The 16,713-nt window shown below is 59.4% G+C and carries 15 protein-coding genes and 1 riboswitch; of the genes, 10 read left to right on the top strand and 5 right to left on the bottom strand.

Annotated elements, in window-relative coordinates; all coding sequences use genetic code 11:
- Positions 1-83 precede the first annotated feature (83 nt).
- Genes modA through modC form a run of 3 tightly spaced genes read left to right on the top strand, consistent with a single transcriptional unit; the run spans position 84 to position 2,604 of the window.
- Entirely contained in the window at positions 84-857 is a 774-nt protein-coding gene (modA, locus tag BBA90_RS14775; RefSeq protein WP_065649819.1) for a molybdate ABC transporter substrate-binding protein, read from the top strand.
- Positions 854-1,546, top strand: coding sequence for a molybdate ABC transporter permease subunit (gene modB, locus BBA90_RS14770; protein ID WP_065649818.1), 693 nt, complete (start codon positions 854-856; stop codon positions 1,544-1,546). Before modA ends, modB begins: the two co-directional genes overlap by 4 nt.
- Positions 1,546-2,604, top strand: a complete 1,059-nt coding sequence (gene modC / locus BBA90_RS14765) for a molybdenum ABC transporter ATP-binding protein ModC (protein ID WP_065649817.1) — start codon at positions 1,546-1,548, stop codon at positions 2,602-2,604. The genes modB and modC overlap by 1 nt, the downstream gene beginning before the upstream one ends.
- Before the next feature lie 15 nt (positions 2,605-2,619).
- Here the strand turns inward: modC and BBA90_RS14760 are convergent, their stop codons facing one another.
- Positions 2,620-3,438 (bottom strand): pyridoxal phosphatase, encoded by an 819-nt coding sequence (locus BBA90_RS14760; RefSeq protein ID WP_065649816.1) that lies wholly within the window; start codon positions 3,436-3,438, stop codon positions 2,620-2,622.
- A gap of 148 nt (positions 3,439-3,586) precedes the next feature.
- Between BBA90_RS14760 and pgl the strand changes: the two genes are divergently transcribed.
- Positions 3,587-4,573 (top strand): 6-phosphogluconolactonase, encoded by a 987-nt coding sequence (gene pgl / locus BBA90_RS14755; RefSeq protein ID WP_065649815.1) that lies wholly within the window; start codon positions 3,587-3,589, stop codon positions 4,571-4,573.
- 69 nt (positions 4,574-4,642) lie between these two features.
- Here the strand turns inward: pgl and BBA90_RS14750 are convergent, their stop codons facing one another.
- Complete coding sequence (locus tag BBA90_RS14750) at positions 4,643-5,119, bottom strand: kinase inhibitor (RefSeq protein WP_065649814.1); 477 nt, start codon at positions 5,117-5,119, stop codon at positions 4,643-4,645.
- Positions 5,120-5,186: 67 nt separating this feature from the next.
- On the bottom strand, positions 5,187-6,479 hold the full coding sequence (gene bioA / locus BBA90_RS14745; protein ID WP_065649813.1) for an adenosylmethionine--8-amino-7-oxononanoate transaminase: 1,293 nt from the start codon (positions 6,477-6,479) through the stop codon (positions 5,187-5,189).
- A gap of 85 nt (positions 6,480-6,564) precedes the next feature.
- Between bioA and bioB the strand changes: the two genes are divergently transcribed.
- From bioB to bioD, 4 genes are read left to right on the top strand one after another with little or no spacing between them, the layout of a single operon-like run.
- Positions 6,565-7,596: a biotin synthase BioB gene (bioB, locus tag BBA90_RS14740; RefSeq protein ID WP_065649812.1), complete on the top strand. Its 1,032-nt coding sequence runs from the start codon at positions 6,565-6,567 to the stop codon at positions 7,594-7,596.
- Positions 7,597-8,745, top strand: a complete 1,149-nt coding sequence (gene bioF, locus BBA90_RS14735) for an 8-amino-7-oxononanoate synthase (RefSeq protein WP_065649811.1) — start codon at positions 7,597-7,599, stop codon at positions 8,743-8,745. It abuts the gene before it with no gap.
- A complete protein-coding gene (gene bioC / locus BBA90_RS14730; RefSeq protein WP_065649810.1) occupies positions 8,729-9,484 on the top strand; it encodes a malonyl-ACP O-methyltransferase BioC in 756 nt (251 codons plus the stop codon). The genes bioF and bioC overlap by 17 nt, the downstream gene beginning before the upstream one ends.
- Entirely contained in the window at positions 9,481-10,149 is a 669-nt protein-coding gene (gene bioD / locus BBA90_RS14725) for a dethiobiotin synthase (RefSeq protein WP_065649809.1), read from the top strand. Before bioC ends, bioD begins: the two co-directional genes overlap by 4 nt.
- A 24-nt stretch (positions 10,150-10,173) precedes the next feature.
- Here the strand turns inward: bioD and BBA90_RS14720 are convergent, their stop codons facing one another.
- Entirely contained in the window at positions 10,174-10,890 is a 717-nt protein-coding gene (locus BBA90_RS14720; RefSeq protein WP_065649808.1) for an ABC transporter ATP-binding protein, read from the bottom strand.
- 900 nt (positions 10,891-11,790) lie between these two features.
- Between BBA90_RS14720 and uvrB the strand changes: the two genes are divergently transcribed.
- A complete protein-coding gene (gene uvrB / locus BBA90_RS14715) occupies positions 11,791-13,812 on the top strand; it encodes an excinuclease ABC subunit UvrB (protein ID WP_065649807.1) in 2,022 nt (673 codons plus the stop codon).
- 693 nt (positions 13,813-14,505) lie between these two features.
- Here uvrB and BBA90_RS14710 read toward each other — a convergent pair.
- Entirely contained in the window at positions 14,506-15,408 is a 903-nt protein-coding gene (locus BBA90_RS14710) for a gluconeogenesis factor YvcK family protein (RefSeq protein WP_065649806.1), read from the bottom strand.
- A 193-nt stretch (positions 15,409-15,601) separates the two neighbouring features.
- Positions 15,602-15,737: riboswitch (molybdenum cofactor riboswitch) on the top strand.
- On the opposite strand from BBA90_RS14710, the gene moaA reads away from it, so the two are divergent.
- Positions 15,726-16,712, top strand: a complete 987-nt coding sequence (gene moaA / locus BBA90_RS14705; RefSeq protein ID WP_065649805.1) for a GTP 3',8-cyclase MoaA — start codon at positions 15,726-15,728, stop codon at positions 16,710-16,712. Its footprint overlaps the riboswitch before it by 12 nt.
- Position 16,713 lies beyond the last annotated feature (1 nt).

Genomic DNA, 16,713 nt, shown 5'->3' with positions numbered 1-16,713 from the left:
TTGAGATTGATCCGCATCCTGCGCATAGCGGCATCTGCCTAAGCGTTGTATGATTCGATATACAACGAAACAGGGAGTCTGACATGCTGAACAAATCCTCTTACTGGCTGGCCACAACGGCGCTGACAATTTCACTGGCGGGCCAGGCGGTGGCGGCTGACAAAATCACGGTGTTTGCTGCGGCATCACTCACCAATGCGCTGCAGGAGATCGCCACCCGGTATCAGCAGCAGAGTGGGACCGAGGTGGTCTCCTCTTTTGCCTCCTCTTCCACGCTGGCACGCCAGATTGAACAGGGCGCGCCGGCCGATCTCTTTATCTCGGCCGATCAGCAGTGGATGGATGACGCGGCGGCAAAGCAGAGCATTGAAGCAAACACGCGCGTGACGCTGCTGGGTAACGATCTGGTGCTGATCGCGCCTAAAAGCGCCGGCGCGGCGCCGGTAACGATCTCAGCCGGCACCGACTGGAAAAATCTGCTGCAGGGGCAGCGCCTGGCGGTGGGCGATCCGGCACATGTGCCCGCCGGGATTTACGCCAAAGCCGCGCTGCAAAAGCTGGGCGCCTGGCAGCAGCTTGCGTCACAGCTTGCGCCAGCCAGCAACGTGCGCGCCGCGCTGGCGCTGGTTGAGCGAAACGAAACACCGTATGGCATCGTGTATGGATCTGACGCCGTGGCAAGTAAAGGGGTGATGGTTGCCGGGCGTTTTCCCGCCGACTCGCATCCGCCGGTAGAGTATCCGATGGCCATTGTTAACGCGCATCAGAACGCGGCGGTCACCGCCTTCTGGCACTATCTGCAGGGGCCCGAGGCCGCGGCTATTTTTAAACAGTATGGATTTACGCCAAAAAGATGATACTGAGCGATCCCGAGTGGCAGGCTGTTGTGCTCAGCCTGAAAGTTTCCTGCGTGGCGGTGCTGTGCAGCCTGCCGTTTGGCATTCTCATGGCCTGGATCCTGGCACGCTGCCGCTTTCCGGGTAAAACCCTGCTCGACAGTCTGGTCCATCTGCCGCTGGTGCTGCCGCCGGTGGTGGTAGGCTATCTGCTGCTGCTGGCGCTGGGGCGTCGCGGGGCGATCGGCGGCTGGCTCTGGGACTGGTTTGGCTTTACTTTCGCCTTCAGCTGGCGCGGTGCGGCGCTGGCGGCAGCGGTGATGGCATTTCCGCTGATGGTACGCGCCATCCGGCTGGCGCTGGAGGCGGTGGATACCCGACTGGAACAGGCCGCGCGGACGCTGGGAGCAGGGCGCTGGCGGGTCTTTTTCACTATTACACTGCCGCTGACGCTGCCGGGCATTATTGCCGGTACCGTGCTGGCGTTTGCCCGCTCGCTGGGGGAGTTTGGCGCCACCATTACCTTTGTCTCTAATATTCCCGGTGAAACCCGTACCATTCCTTCCGCGATGTTTACCCTGATTGAAACGCCGGGCGCAGAAAGCACCGCCGCGCGCCTCTGTGCGGTGGCGATCGCGCTGGCGCTGCTGTCGCTGGTGGCGTCAGAATTACTGGCGCGCTGGGGCCGTAAACGCTGGGGGATCGCCTGATGCTGACGCTGCAGTTTTCACAGCGGCTGGGTGACCATCTGCTGGAGGTGGACACCACGCTGCCGGCGCACGGCATCACCGCCGTATTTGGCGTGTCGGGTGCGGGAAAAACGTCGCTGATCAACGCTATCAGCGGCCTGACGCAGCCGCAGCAGGGCCGCATTCAGATCAACGACCGGGTGCTGTTCGACAGCGCGCGCGGCATCAATCTGCCGCCGGAGCAGCGGCGTATCGGCTATGTGTTTCAGGATGCGCGACTGTTTCCGCACTATCGGGTGCGCGGCAACCTGCAGTACAGCATGGCAGCGTCAATGAAACCGCAGTTTGCGCAGCTGGTGGCGCTGCTGGGGCTGGATGCGCTGCTGGATCGCTTTCCAGCCACGCTCTCAGGCGGTGAAAAACAGCGCGTGGCAATTGGCCGGGCGCTGCTGAGTGCGCCCGATCTGCTGCTGATGGATGAGCCGCTGGCCTCACTGGATCTGCCGCGCAAGCGCGAGCTGCTACCGTGGCTGCAGCAGCTGACAAAGCAGGTTGCCGTACCGGTGCTCTATGTCTCGCACAGCCTGGATGAGATTGTGCAGCTCGCGGACAACGTACTGGTGCTGGATAACGGCAGCGTTAAAGCAGCAGGCCCGCTGGAGAAAGTGTGGAGCAGCAGCGCAATGCGTCCCTGGCTGCCGGCCAGCGAGCGCACCAGCGTGCTGCGCGTGCAGGTGCTGGAGCAGCATCCTTACTACCCCATGACCGCGCTGCTGCTGGGCGACCAGCATATCTGGGTGAGTCGCGTTAACCTGCCGGCAAAAAGCACGCTGCGTATTCGAATCGCGTCAGCCGATGTCTCGCTGGCGCTGCAGCCGGCGCAGCACACCTCTGTGCGTAATATTCTGCCCGCGCAGGTTACAGAGGTGCTGGATATTGACGATCAGGTTGAGGTCAGAGTACGCATTGGCAGCAGTGAGCTCTGGGCGCGCATCACGCCGTGGGCACGCGATGAGCTGGGCATTCGCGTCGATCAGTGGCTCTATGTCCAGCTCAAAAGCGTTTCAGTTATTGCCTGACGGAGACCGCTGTTGTCACAGCACTTCCCGGCGAATAATCTCCGCAATGCCAGGCTCAAGGTTGGTGCCGGTTACCTCCGCCGCGCGCGCTTTGATGGCGTCATCGGCGTTGCCCATCGCAACGCCCAGTCCCACCTGCTCCAGCATGCTGAGGTCATTATAGTTATCACCAAACGCCAGCACCTCCTGCATGCTGAAGCCTTGGCTCTCCACCCACTGCGCCAGGCGTTTGCCTTTGCTGTTACCCGCCTGAGCGATATCAACCTGATCGTGCCAGGACCACTCACACGCCAGACCCAGCTCCACTTCGGTACGCCGGGCAAACTGCTGCAGCGCACGCGTGTCTGGATGTGACAGGGCGAATTTCCAGATCGCCTGCGCATCGCGCGCCGCCTGCTGCAGATCGGGCACCTGCACAAACAGTGGACGCTGCGCCTCAGGGAGCGAAGCGGCCCAGTTCAGCGTGCGGGTAACGTGACCGGTCGCTGTCTGGTAGAACATCGCATCATCCGCATAGAGCAGGCCGTGAATATGTTCTTCTTCCAGCATTGTCAGAACCTGCTGCGCCTGATTTTCCTGCAGTGGATCGGCAGCCAGCACTTTTTTTGCCTGATAATCATACAAATAGGTGCCGTTACAGCAGATTGCGGGTGTATCCAGCTGCAGCGCCTGATAAAAAGGGTGGATAGCACAGTGATGGCGACCGGTGACGATCAGCACCTTCACGCCCGCCTGCTGCGCGCGGGCCAGCGCCTCCAGCGATTCAGGCAGAATGGTTTTAGTGGGTGTCAGCAGGGTGCCATCCAGGTCGAGGGCGATTACGCGATAGCTCATTACGGGTTCCGTCTTTGAATAAACAGGCATCAAGTCTACACCTGCCAGCCGCGCTGAGACAAAAAAGCGGGCAGAAATCCCGCCAGCGTAGCCGGCTGAAACAGGCTACAGTTATCCCTTTCATCAGGCAGCGAATAAGGAAAAACGCATGAAACAAGTCGTGTATACCGCCAGTCCCGAGAGCCAGCAGATCCACGCCTGGCAGCTTCAGGAAGATGGCGTGCTGACGCTACTGCAGGTGACCGATGTGGCCGGCCAGGTGCAGCCCATGGTGGTGAGCCCGAAAAAAGATTTTCTTTATGTGGGCGTACGTCCCGATTTTCGCGTGCTGGCCTACCGTATTGCCGCAGACGGAACGCTGACGCTGGCGGGGGAAGCGCCGCTGCCGGGCAGCCCGACGCACATCTCCACCGATCGCGAAGGCCGGTTTCTGTTCTGCGGCTCTTATAACGACGCCTGCGTCAGCATCAGCCCGCTGGACGAGAGCGGGCTGCCGCAGGCGCCGTCGCAGGTGATTAATGGCCTTGAGGGATGCCACTCGGCCAACATCGATCTGCGTAACGAGACGCTGCTGGTGCCGGCGCTGAAGCAGGATCGCATCTGCCGTTTTCAGCTGCATCAGGATGGCCGTCTGACGCCGTGCGCACAGGCAGACGTCACGACTGCCGCAGGCGCAGGCCCACGTCATATGGTGTTTCATCCCGGCGGCGCGTATGGCTATGTGGTCAACGAACTCAACAGCACGGTGGATGTCTGGTCACTGCAGGGCGAGATGAGGTGCGTACAGAGTCTGGATATGATGCCGGCGGATTTCAGCGGCACCCGCTGGGCGGCAGATATTCATATCACGCCGGATGGCCGCTCGCTCTACGCCTGCGATCGTACCAGCAGCACGATTACCGTGTTTAGCGTCAGTGACGCGGGCGACGCGCTGACAATTGAGGGCCACCAGCCCACCGAAACGCAGCCGCGCGGGTTTAATATCGATAGCCGTGGCGCTTACCTGGTGGCTGCGGGACAGAAATCGCATCATATTGAAGTGTACCGGATTGCGGAGCGTGGCCTGCTGCAGCCGCTGGCGCGTTATGCGGTCGGGCAGGGGCCGATGTGGGTAGCGATCCTCGCGCTGGCGTAATGATGTCATGCAAGGTCGCCGTTGAAGGCGACCTTTATCAGAGCGCGCAGCGAAGCGCACCCGGCGCGATCAGGCGTATTTCACCGTAACCGATGCGCTGGCAAGCGCATGGAAATGCACGTTAAAGCCGACCATTGCGCCGCTGGCGCCTTCATCCACATCCAGCGTCTCCACGTCCAGCGCGTGTACGCTGAAAATGTAGCGGTGTGATTCACCCTGCGGCGGTGCGGCGCCGCCGTAGCCGGTCTGGCCGAAGTCGGTACGGGTCTGGATGGCGCTTTCAGGCAGCTCTGCCACGCCGGAACCGGCGCCCTGCGGCAGCACCGTGACCTCAGCCGGAATATTCGCTACCACCCAGTGCCACCAGCCGGAACCGGTGGGCGCATCGGGATCGTAGCAGGTGACGACAAAGCTCTTTGTGCCTTCCGGCACCTCATCCCAGGCGAGATGGGGCGACAGGTTATCGCCCTGATAACCCATGCCGTTAAACACGTGGCGCTCTGGCATCTTATCGCCGTCGTTAAAATCCTGACTAAACAGGCGCATAACTCCTCCTTTTTTACTAATCGCGGAAGGTCATCATGGTGCAAAAGCGCAGCAGATACCAGCGGCGTCAGGGCTGAAAATGGCCAGCGTGATCCAGCGCGTCCCGAATGGCGCGGGTGAGCTGGCTCAGCGCCTGCGCAGAAATCAGATAAGGTGGCATCAGATAGATCAGCCGGCCAAACGGGCGGATCCAGACGCCGCGCTCAACAAAGAACTGCTGCAGTGCGGCCATATTCACCGGCTGATGCGTTTCGATAACGCCAATGGCACCCAGCACGCGCGCCTGCGCCACGGCGGGATGCAGCTGCAGCGGCAGCAGCTCCCGCTGCAGCTGCTGCTCAATCGCCGCAACCTGCGTCTGCCACTCTCCTTCCGCCACCATGGCCAGGCTTTCAGCGGCAACTGCGCACGCCAGCGGGTTGCCCATAAAAGTCGGGCCATGCATGAAGCAGCCAGCGGCGCTGCGGCTGATGGTGTCAGCCACCTCGCGCGTGGTCAGCGTGGCGGCGAGCGTCATCGTCCCGCCGGTCAGCGCTTTACCGAGGCATAAAATGTCGGGCGTCACGCCCGCGTGCTCACAGGCAAACAGTTTCCCGCTGCGGCCGAAGCCGGTGGCGATCTCATCGGCGATCAGCAGCAGCCCGTAGCGATCGCACAGCGCCCGTACCTGCTGCAGATAGCGCGGATGGTAAAAGCGCATCCCGCCCGCGCCCTGCACAATCGGTTCGAGGATCACCGCAGCAATGTCGCGGTGGTGCTGCTCCGCCAGCCGGGCAAAGTCGCTGAAATCGGCGTCATCCCATGCATCAGTGAAACCGCACTGCGGCGCAGCGGCAAACAGATGCTCCGGCAGATAGCCACGCCACAGGCTGTGCATTGAGTTTTCCGGATCGCATACCGCCATCGCCGCAAAGGTATCGCCGTGATAGCCGCGCTTCAGCGTCAGGAATGTCTGGCGCCTCTCGCCGCGACCGAGCCAGTACTGCAGCGCCATTTTCATGGCGACTTCCACCGCAATGGATCCGGAGTCAGCCAGAAACACGCACTCCAGCGCTTCAGGCGTCATCGCCACCAGCTGACGGCTCAGCGCGACTGCTGCCGGATGGGTAATACCGCCGAACATCACGTGTGACATCTGCGCCATCTGCTGCTGCAGTGCCTGGTTGAGACGTGGATGATTGTAGCCGTGGATCGCCGCCCACCATGATGACATACCGTCAACCAGCTCGCGTCCATCTGCCAGCTGCAGCTGGCAACCCTGGGCGGCCACCACCGGATAACAGGGCAGCGGGTCGCGCATTGAGGTGTAGGGATGCCAGATATGCTGGCGGTCAAAATCGAGGTCGTCAGGCGTGAACATCTGTCTTGTAAACCATTTTGAAAAGATTTAGTTTACAAGTATAACCACGATCATTGTCGGGATGAACCCCTTTTTGGAGTATGTAATGGCTAACCGCTGGACACTGGCTCAGGCCCAGGCCCTGTTTGATAAACCTTTTCTGGAACTGATGTTTGAAGCGCAGCAGGTGCATCGCCAGCATTTTGACCCGCGTCAGGTACAGGTCAGCACGCTGCTGTCGATTAAAACCGGCGCCTGCCCGGAAGATTGTAAATATTGCCCGCAGAGCGCGCGCTACAAAACCGGACTGGAGTCAGAACGGCTGATGGAGGTGGAGGCGGTGCTCGCCTCGGCGCGTAAAGCTAAAGCGGCCGGCTCCAGCCGTTTCTGCATGGGCGCCGCATGGAAAAACCCGCACGAACGCGATATGCCTTATCTGGAGCAGATGGTGCAGGGCGTGAAAGCGCTCGGCATGGAAACCTGCATGACGCTGGGGACGCTGGAACAGAACCAGGCACAGCGTCTGGCAGAGGCCGGACTCGATTTCTACAACCATAACCTGGATACCTCACCGGAATTTTACGGCAGCGTCATCACGACCCGTACCTACCAGGAGCGTCTCGATACGCTGGATAAAGTGCGCGGGGCCGGTATCAAAGTCTGCTCCGGCGGCATTGTCGGTCTGGGTGAAACGGTGACGGATCGCGCCGGACTGCTGGTGCAGCTGGCAAACCTGCCGGTGCCGCCCGAGAGCGTGCCGATCAACATGCTGGTGAAGGTCAAAGGCACGCCAATGGCGGATAACGAAGATGTGGAGCCGTTTGATTTTATTCGCACTATCGCGGTAGCGCGCATCATGATGCCTTCCTCACACGTGCGTCTGTCAGCAGGCCGTGAGCAGATGAGCGAGCAGACGCAGGCGATGTGTTTTATGGCGGGTGCTAACTCCATTTTCTATGGCTGCAAACTGCTGACCACGCCCAATCCGGAAGAAGATAAAGATCTGATCCTGTTCCGCAAGCTGGGCCTGAATCCGGAACATACCGCAACCGCAGCGGGAGATAACGAACAGCAGCATCAGCTGCAGGCGCAGCTGGTTCAGGCCGATACGCCGCAGTTTTACAACGCGGCGGTGTGAATGTGGTCTGAACGTATCACTCAGGCGCTGCAGGCGCGCCGGGACGCAGATGGCTGGCGCTACCGGCGCTGTATTGAGCAGAACAGCGTGCGGGAAATCACCCTGGACGGACAGCGCTATCGTCACTTTTCCGGCAACGATTATCTCGGGCTGAGCCGGCATCCGGCGGTGATTGCGGCCTGGCAGCAGGGCGCGGCGCAGGCGGGAGCAGGAGCGGGGGCGTCGGGTCATGTGACCGGCTACAGTCGCTATCATGCGGAGCTGGAGCAGCAGCTGGCAGGCTGGCTCGGCTATTCACGTGCGCTGCTGTTTATCTCCGGCTTTGCCGCCAACCAGGCGATTGTTCATCTGCTGGCGCAGAAGCAGGACCGCATCGTGGCGGACAAACTGGCGCACGCGTCGCTGCTGGATGCTGCCAGTCACAGCCCGGCCACGCTGCGTCGTTTTGCCCATAATCAGCCGGCAAGTCTGCAAAAGCTGCTGGCGCAGCCGGGAGCGGGCGCCACGCTGGTGGTCACCGAAGGTGTTTTCAGCATGGATGGCGACAGCGCACCGCTGGCAGAGATTGCTGCGGCGACCCGGGCTGCGGATGGCTGGCTGCTGGTGGATGATGCTCACGGCATTGGCATTAGCGGTGAGCAGGGGCGCGGCAGCTGCTGGCAGCAGCAGGTGAAACCCGAGCTGCTGGTGGTGACGTTTGGCAAAGGTTTTGGCGTCAGCGGCGCGGCGCTGCTGTGCGATGAGGCTACCGCCGACTACGTTGAGCAGTTTTCGCGGCACCTTATTTATTCCACCGCCATGCCGCCAGCGCAGTGCTGGGCGCTGCTGGCGGCGCTGCAGCAGGTGCAGCAGGGCGATGCGCTGCGGGCACGCCTGCAGGCAAACATCCGTCGCTTTCGCGCCGGGGCGGCGCAGCTGCCGTGGGTGCTGCCCGCCTCAGAGAGTGCCATTCAGCCGCTGATTGTCGGTGAAAACGCGGCTGCGCTGGCGCTTTCGCAGCGACTGGCGCAGGCGGGGTGCTGGGTCAGCGCCATTCGTCCGCCGACCGTGCCGCCCGGTACGGCACGGCTGCGCATCACCCTGACGGCGGCGCATGAGCCGGAAGATATCGACGCGCTGCTGGAGGCGCTGTATGACGCTGCAGGTTAACAAGCAGGCGGTGGCACAGGCGTTTGGCCGTGCTGCACCGCACTATGAGCAGCACGCTGCGCTGCAGCGCCTGAGCGGCGATGCGCTGCTCGCCTGCGCGCCTGCCGGATTCGGGCCACACCTGCTGGATGCCGGCTGCGGCACCGGCTGGTACAGCCGGTACTGGCGCGATCGCGGGCGTACGGTGACCGCGCTCGATCTCTCTTTACCCATGCTGGCCGCCGCGCGCGCGCAGCGATCGGCGCACGATTATCTGCAGGGTGATATCGACCAGCTGCCGCTGGCTGAAGGCAGCGTGGATGGCGTCTGGAGCAACCTGGCGGTGCAGTGGAGCAGCAATCTGAGCACGGCTCTGCAGCAATTTTGTCGCGTGCTGCGGCCCGGCGGCACCGCGCTTTTTTCAACGCTGCTGGCGGGATCGCTGCCGGAGGTGGATAGCGCATGGGCAGCGATAGATTCGCGCCGTCACGCCAATCGCTTTCTTCAGGCCGGTGATATTGTCGCAGCCGCGCGCGCGCAGCCGCTGCGCAGCACGCAGCAGATCATTACGCTGCACTTTCCTGATGCGCTGAGCGCGATGCGTTCGCTGAAGGGAATTGGTGCCACGCATCTGCACGACGGGCGCAGCAACAGTGTGCTGACGCGCCAGCAGCTGGCGCAGCTTGAGCGGCACTGGCCGCAGGATGAACAGGGCTATCGTCTTACTTATCACCTGATGTATGGAGTGTTGCAAAAATGAAACGCTGGTTTATCACCGGAACGGATACCGAAGTGGGAAAAACAGTTGCCAGCGGGGCGCTGCTGCAGGCGGCCAGCGCTGCCGGGCTGCGTACCGCAGGTTACAAACCGGTCGCCTCAGGCTGTGAAATGACGGCGGAAGGCGTGCGCAACAGCGATGCGCTGACGCTGCAGCGCTACAGCAGCGTGCCGCTGCGCTATGAGCAGGTTAACCCGCTGGCATTCATGGAGCCGACCTCACCGCATATCGTAAGCGCAGAAGAGGGCAGGCCGATCGACTTTGCACAGCTCTCAGCGGGCCTGCGCGCGCTGGAAACGCAGGCGGAATGGCTGCTGGTTGAGGGCGCGGGCGGCTGGTTCACACCGCTCTCTGAGACACAGACATATGCAGACTGGGTTATCGCAGAGCAGCTGCCGGTGATACTGGTGGTGGGCGTAAAGCTGGGCTGTATTAATCACGCCATGCTGACCGCTGCGGCGATAAAGGCGAGCGGCGTGCCGCTGGCAGGCTGGATCGCAAATGATATTCAGCCGCCGGGCAAACGCCATCACGAATATATCGCCTCGCTGCGCCAGCGCATCGGGGCGCCATTTCTGGGCGAAATCCCCTGGCTGGCGTCGGCGGCGGAGCAGGCCACGTGCGCACACTATCTGACGCTGCCGTGAGCGGCAATCCTTGTGTAAACGGCATCAGGCAGGCGCTAACCATTTGCTAACGGTGAGATCATCCAGCTGCGCGACGCGGCCCTGCGCCACATTGCGCCCGCGATGCAGCAGCAGAAAGTAGTCGGCTACGCGGCGTATAAAGGAGACGTGCTGTTCCAGCAGCAGGATAGTCAGCCCATATTCCCGGTTGAGTCGCCGGATCAGGTTGCCTGTCTCCTCTTCCAGCCAGGGCGACATCGTACCGGTGGGTTCATCGAGGATCAGCAGGCGCGGTTTCAGCACCAGTGCACGTGCCAGTGCCAGCTGCTGCTGCAGATTGACCGGCAGATCGCCGCTGCGCTGATGGCGCAGGGTATAGAGCGCAGGAAACAGGTCAAACACACTCTCCGGAATAGCGCGATTGCGCTCATCCTCAGCCGCCAGCAGGGCAATCAGCAGATTGTCCTCAACGCTCATCTGCGTAAAGATATGGCGCTTTTGCGGCACATACCCGATGCCCATTCGCGCCCGCTGCATAGCGGGCTGCAGCAGCAGATCCTCCGGTGGATAACCCGCTTCCTGCCAGCAGATAGAGCCGCTGTTAACCGGCAGATGGCCCATAATGCAGTTGACCAGCGTGGTTTTCCCCATTCCCGGACTGCCCAGCACGCCGGTGCAGGATCCCGGAGGCAGATCAAGATCGACATCCCACAGCATCTGGTTCTGGCCATAAAACTGATTCACCGAACGTAAACTCAGCATCTGATCTTCTCCTTACAGATAATTAGCCTGAATGCACCCGCTCTGTGTCGTCTGGCATGCAGTAACAGATTAAACGTGACGCGGTGGTATCAGACATCAGGGAGTCCCTGTTAAACCTGCATGTTCTGCCGCAACAGGAGAGATGCAAGCAGCGGGCCAGATCGATCATTCCGCATGTGTGGCGTTAACAAATACCTGCAACGGTGCCTTAAACATCAGAAAAACTTAACTGTGAAAGCAGGTGATTAAGCCACTGCACTTTGACGGTGCTGATTACTAAACTTTTCTGGTGCATCTGTTCATTAATAAAGCAGTGGCATAAGGCAGGAAAACAGCGCGGCCCAGGCGTAGCGGCACTGTGGAATCAAAAAAGAATAGTTAATCCCGCCGGCCTTGCTGGAAAAATAATCATAAAAAAAATTTTTTTGTTAGCGCAGAACGGGCCGGGATTTTTTATACACAGCCTGCGGGCGTGGGGCTGGCTTCACTTATCCACCATTCCTGTGGATAACCTTGTGTATTAGCGACTGAAAACCGGGCGCAAGCGAGGAAATACGCGGCCTGGATACATTATGCTGCGAAACTGGGCTTTTGAGGTATATCCAATAAATTCAGTATGTTGTTTAAAAGCAAGCCTGCAAAATGTCCGCTGAAGTTTATCGCTGCATTTTAATGACGTTCTCTTGACAATTGTTAAAACCCCGGCTCGCCTGGGGATAACCTTGCGCGACATATTTTAGCCAGCGGCCGCTTTAATGCCTCTGAAGCGATGCCACAGGCTAAAGGTCCATCGTGGCGTTTATCTGTAAATATATCCAGTGTTTTTTTCTGGCAAAATCGCCATAGCAGAGTAGAATTATCAGCCTGCCAGCCCTTTTCTTCAGCAGGAATTCTGAAATCATGAGCAAAGCCTTTAAACTTAACTCCGCCTTTAAGCCTTCAGGCGATCAGCCTGAAGCGATCCGCCGTCTGGAGGAGGGGCTGGAAGATGGCCTTGCGCATCAGACCCTGCTCGGCGTAACGGGTTCGGGCAAAACCTTTACCGTTGCCAACGTGATTGCCGACCTCAACCGGCCGACGATGGTTCTGGCGCCCAATAAAACGCTGGCGGCGCAGCTCTATGGGGAGATGAAAGAGTTTTTTCCGGATAATGCCGTGGAATTCTTTGTTTCTTACTATGACTACTATCAGCCTGAAGCCTATGTGCCGAGTTCTGACACCTTTATCGAAAAAGATGCGGCGGTGAACGAGCACATTGAGCAGATGCGTCTCTCTGCTACCAAAGCGATGCTGGAACGGCGTGATGTGATTGTGGTGGCGTCGGTCTCAGCGATTTATGGTCTTGGCGATCCCGATCTCTATCTGAAAATGATGCTGCACCTGACGCGCGGCATGATCATCGATCAGCGCAGTATTTTACGGCGTCTGGCTGAGCTGCAGTATGCGCGTAACGATCAGGCGTTTCAGCGCGGTACGTTCCGCGTGCGCGGAGAGGTGATCGATATCTTCCCGGCGGAATCTGATGATATCGCTCTGCGGGTGGAGCTGTTTGATGAAGAGGTCGAGCGGCTGTCACTGTTTGATCCGCTTACCGGGCAAATCGAATCAGTGATCCCGCGTTTTACTATCTATCCCAAAACGCACTACGTTACGCCGCGTGAACGTATCCTGCAGGCGATGGAAGAGATCAAAGATGAGCTGGCCCTGCGCCGCAAAGTGCTGCTGGAAAACAACAAGCTGCTGGAAGAGCAGCGTATTACGCAGCGCACCCAGTTTGACCTGGAGATGATGAATGAGCTGGGTTACTGCTCGGGGATCGAAAACTATTCCCGTTATCTCTCGGGGCGCGGGCCGGGTGAAGCGCCGCCGACCCTGTTTGACTATCTGCCTGCCGACGGTCTGCTGGTGGTGGATGAGTCGCACGTGACCATTCCGCAGATCGGCGGCATGTATCGTGGCGACCGCGCGCGTAAAGAGACGCTGGTGGAGTACGGTTTCCGTCTGCCTTCCGCGCTGGATAACCGTCCGCTTCGGTTTGAGGAGTTTGAGGCGCTGGCCCCGCAGACCATTTATGTGTCAGCCACGCCGGGTAAATATGAGCTGGAAAAATCGGGCACGGAAGTGATCGATCAGGTGGTGCGTCCGACAGGCCTGCTCGATCCGATCCTTGAGGTGCGCCCGGTGGGTACACAGGTGGATGATCTGCTGTCTGAGATCCGTAAGCGCGTAGAGATTAACGAGCGCGTGCTGGTAACGACGCTGACAAAGCGTATGGCCGAAGATCTCACCGAATACCTTGAAGAGCACGGTGAGAAGGTGCGCTATCTGCACTCTGATATCGACACCGTTGAGCGCATGGAGATTATTCGCGACCTGCGCCTGGGTGAATTTGACGTGCTGGTAGGGATCAACCTGCTGCGTGAAGGACTCGATATGCCGGAGGTTTCTCTGGTAGCGATTCTGGACGCCGATAAAGAGGGCTTCCTGCGCTCAGAGCGTTCACTGATTCAGACGATTGGCCGTGCTGCACGTAACGTGAACGGTAAAGCGATTCTTTATGCTGATAAGATCACGCCCTCTATGGCGCGCGCAATTGAAGAGACTGAGCGCCGCCGTGAGAAGCAGGAGCGCTACAACACTGAGCACGGCATTGTGCCGCAGGGGCTGAATAAAAAGATCACGGATATTCTTGAGCTGGGCAAAAACGTGGTGAAAACCCGCGGCAAGGGTAAAACGGCCACGCGCACGGCGGCAGAGAATGATGCCGATTACCTGGCGCTTACGCCACAGGCGATGCAGAAGAAAATTCACGAACTGGAAGCGCAGATGCAGCAGCATGCGCAAAACCTGGAATTTGAAGAAGCCGCCAGCCTGCGCGACCGTCTGCACGAACTGCGCGAACTGTTTATCGCCGCTTCCTGACCGGCACAACAGAGCCTCACCGGTGCCGCATTGCGCAGGGGCCGCATTCCGCAGGGACCGCATTCCGCAGGGACCGCATTCCGTAGGGGCCGCATTCCGTAGGGGCCGCATTCATGCGGCCCTGGCGAATCCAGGCACCACCGTATTTATACGCAGCCAGGGCGCCATTAATGGCGCCCCTACGTAAATTCCGCGGGTTTTATACGTAACCAGAGCGCCATTAATGGCGGCCCTGCGTAAATCTCCCGTAGGGGCCGCATTCATGCGGCCCTGGCGTATTCATACACCACCGGATTTTATACGTGACCAGGGCGCCATTAATGGCGCCCCTACGCAAATCTCCCGTAGGGGCCGCATTCATGCGGCCCTGGCGCATTCAGGTACCACCATATTTATATGTGACCAGGGCGCCATGAATGGCGCCCCTGCGTAAATTCCGCGGATTTTATACGTGACCAGGGCGCCATTAATGGCGCCCCTGCGCAAATCTCCCGTAGGGGCCGCATTCAGGTACCACCATATTTATATGTGACCAGGGCGCCATTAATGGCGCCCCTGCGTAAATTCCGCGGATTTTATACGTAACCAGGGCACCATGAATGGCACGCCTGCGCGAATCTCCCGTAGGGGCCGCATTCATGCGGCCCTGGCGTATTCATGCGGCCCTGGCGTATTCATGCGGCCCTGGCGCGCTTACAGCGCCTGAATGGCGTGCTCCAGCGCCAGACGCAGCAGCTGCCGATCGTGACGGTAACGGATATCCTCGGCCTCCAGCGGCTCCTGTACAATAACGCGCTGTGCCAGACCCTGCGTGTCGGCGGTCGGGCTGATGACCACGGCATCAATGACCCGTTTACCAATCGCCTGTTCCATAATGGCCAGCTTATCTGCCACGCTAAGGCGGGCTGCCGCCGGGCTGAGCTCGCGTCCAAGGTTGCCAATAAAGACCATGGTGGCAGGCGTACGACGTAGCGCGCGCGCCATCTCTTCCATCAGCAAAATCGGCATCAGGCTGGTGTAAAAACTGCCCGGACCAATCAGGATCAGATCGGCTTCTGCCACGGCGTCCAGCGCTTCGCGGGTGGGATTAACGGCCGGATGCAGCATCAGCGTCTGAGGGGCCTGCCGCATCTCATCAATCGCAGTTTCGCCATAAACCATATTGCCTTCTGCATCCTGTGCCACCAGATCCACCGGCTGCTCCGACATCGGGATAAGAAACGCATCAACCTTGAGCAGATTGCGGATAATGTTAATCGCTTCCAGCGGGCGCACGCTGAGATGGTCCAGCGCTTTCAGAATCAGGTTACCCAGATTATGCCCCGCCAGCTCGCCGTTACCGGCAAAGCGATATTCAAACATCGCGGAAGCCACGCTCGGTTCGGTAATCAGCTGATTAAGACAGTTGCGCATGTCTCCCCAGGCGATCCCGCCTTCTGAACGGCGGATACGTCCGGTAGAGCCGCCATTATCCGTGGTGGTCACAATACCAGTGAGACGCGAACCCAGCGGTGCCAGCGCTGACATCACGCGGCCCAGGCCGTGCCCGCCGCCCAGTGCCACCACGCGATCTAAATCTGCCAGCGTTCGATTCATGCTGCTCCTTACCTGATTTACTGCGCTCAAAAAGCTGATTTCTGCTGCCGGAAGGCAGCGTCATGTGGCGCAGTTTAGCCTATTCTGCTGCGATAATGCCGTTAAAAATCGCTATATATCATATTATACAACGCACGCAGTGACTGGCTGACTGACGCAAAGCACGCTACCATCCAGAGACCGCGTTGTCCTCAATGACAACAAACTCTTAAGCCTTGCGCGCCTAAGTCAAATGATAGGGCCGCCTGGCCGCAGCGTAATGCTGCCAGGGTGCAGAAAGAAATGCCTGCATCTCCCGACTTTGGAAAGGTGTTAAGGTGCCACAATTTACAGATGCCTGGGCGCGTAGCTTCTATTATTTGCGCCTGTCGATCACGGATGTATGTAATTTCCGTTGTACTTACTGTCTGCCGGATGGCTATAAACCTGGCAGTACCCGCAACAAGAGCTTTCTTTCGCTGGATGAGATCCGCCGGGTAACCCGCGCTTTTACCGCCGCGGGAACGGAGAAAATTCGCCTTACCGGTGGCGAACCCTCAATGCGCCGCGACTTTACCGACATCATTGCTGCCGTGCGTGAAAACGCCGCGCTGCGACAGATCGCGGTGACCACCAACGGCTACCGGATGGCGCGTGACGTTCAGTCATGGCGCGATGCAGGGCTGACCCACATCAACGTCAGCGTGGACAGCCTGGATGCGCGGCAGTTTCATGCCATTACCGGGCAGAATAAATTTGCTGAAGTCATGGCCGGCATCGACGCCGCGTTTGACGCCGGATTTGAAAAAGTCAAAGTCAACAGCGTGCTGATGCGCGATGTCAACAGCCAGAGTCTGGATACGTTTCTGGCCTGGATCCGCACGCGTCCGATCCAGCTGCGCTTTATTGAGCTGATGGAGACCGGCGAAGGAGGCGATCTGTTCCGGCGTCACCATATCTCCGGTGAGGTGATCCGCGATCGGCTAATCATGCAGGGCTGGCAGCGCCAGCCGCGCGGCCGCAGCGACGGACCGGCGCAGGTATTTCGTCATCCTGACTATCAGGGTGAGGTGGGTCTGATTATGCCGTATGAAAAAGATTTCTGTGCCAGCTGCAACCGGCTGCGCGTCTCAGCCACCGGAAAACTGCACCTCTGTCTGTTTGGCGACGGCGGGGTAGAGCTGCGCGATCTGCTCGCTTCCGATGCACAGCAGGGCGAGCTGCAGGCGCGTATCGCCCACAGTCTTGGCCAGAAAAAGCAGACGCATTTTCTGCATCAGGGCCAGACCGGTATTACGCAAAATCTCTCTTTCATTGGTGGCTAAA

The organism is Pantoea eucrina (assembly GCF_001691555.1).
GTDB classification, from domain to species: Bacteria; Pseudomonadota; Gammaproteobacteria; order Enterobacterales; family Enterobacteriaceae; genus Pantoea; species Pantoea borealis.
This window is presented reverse-complemented; position numbering and strand designations above follow the sequence as displayed.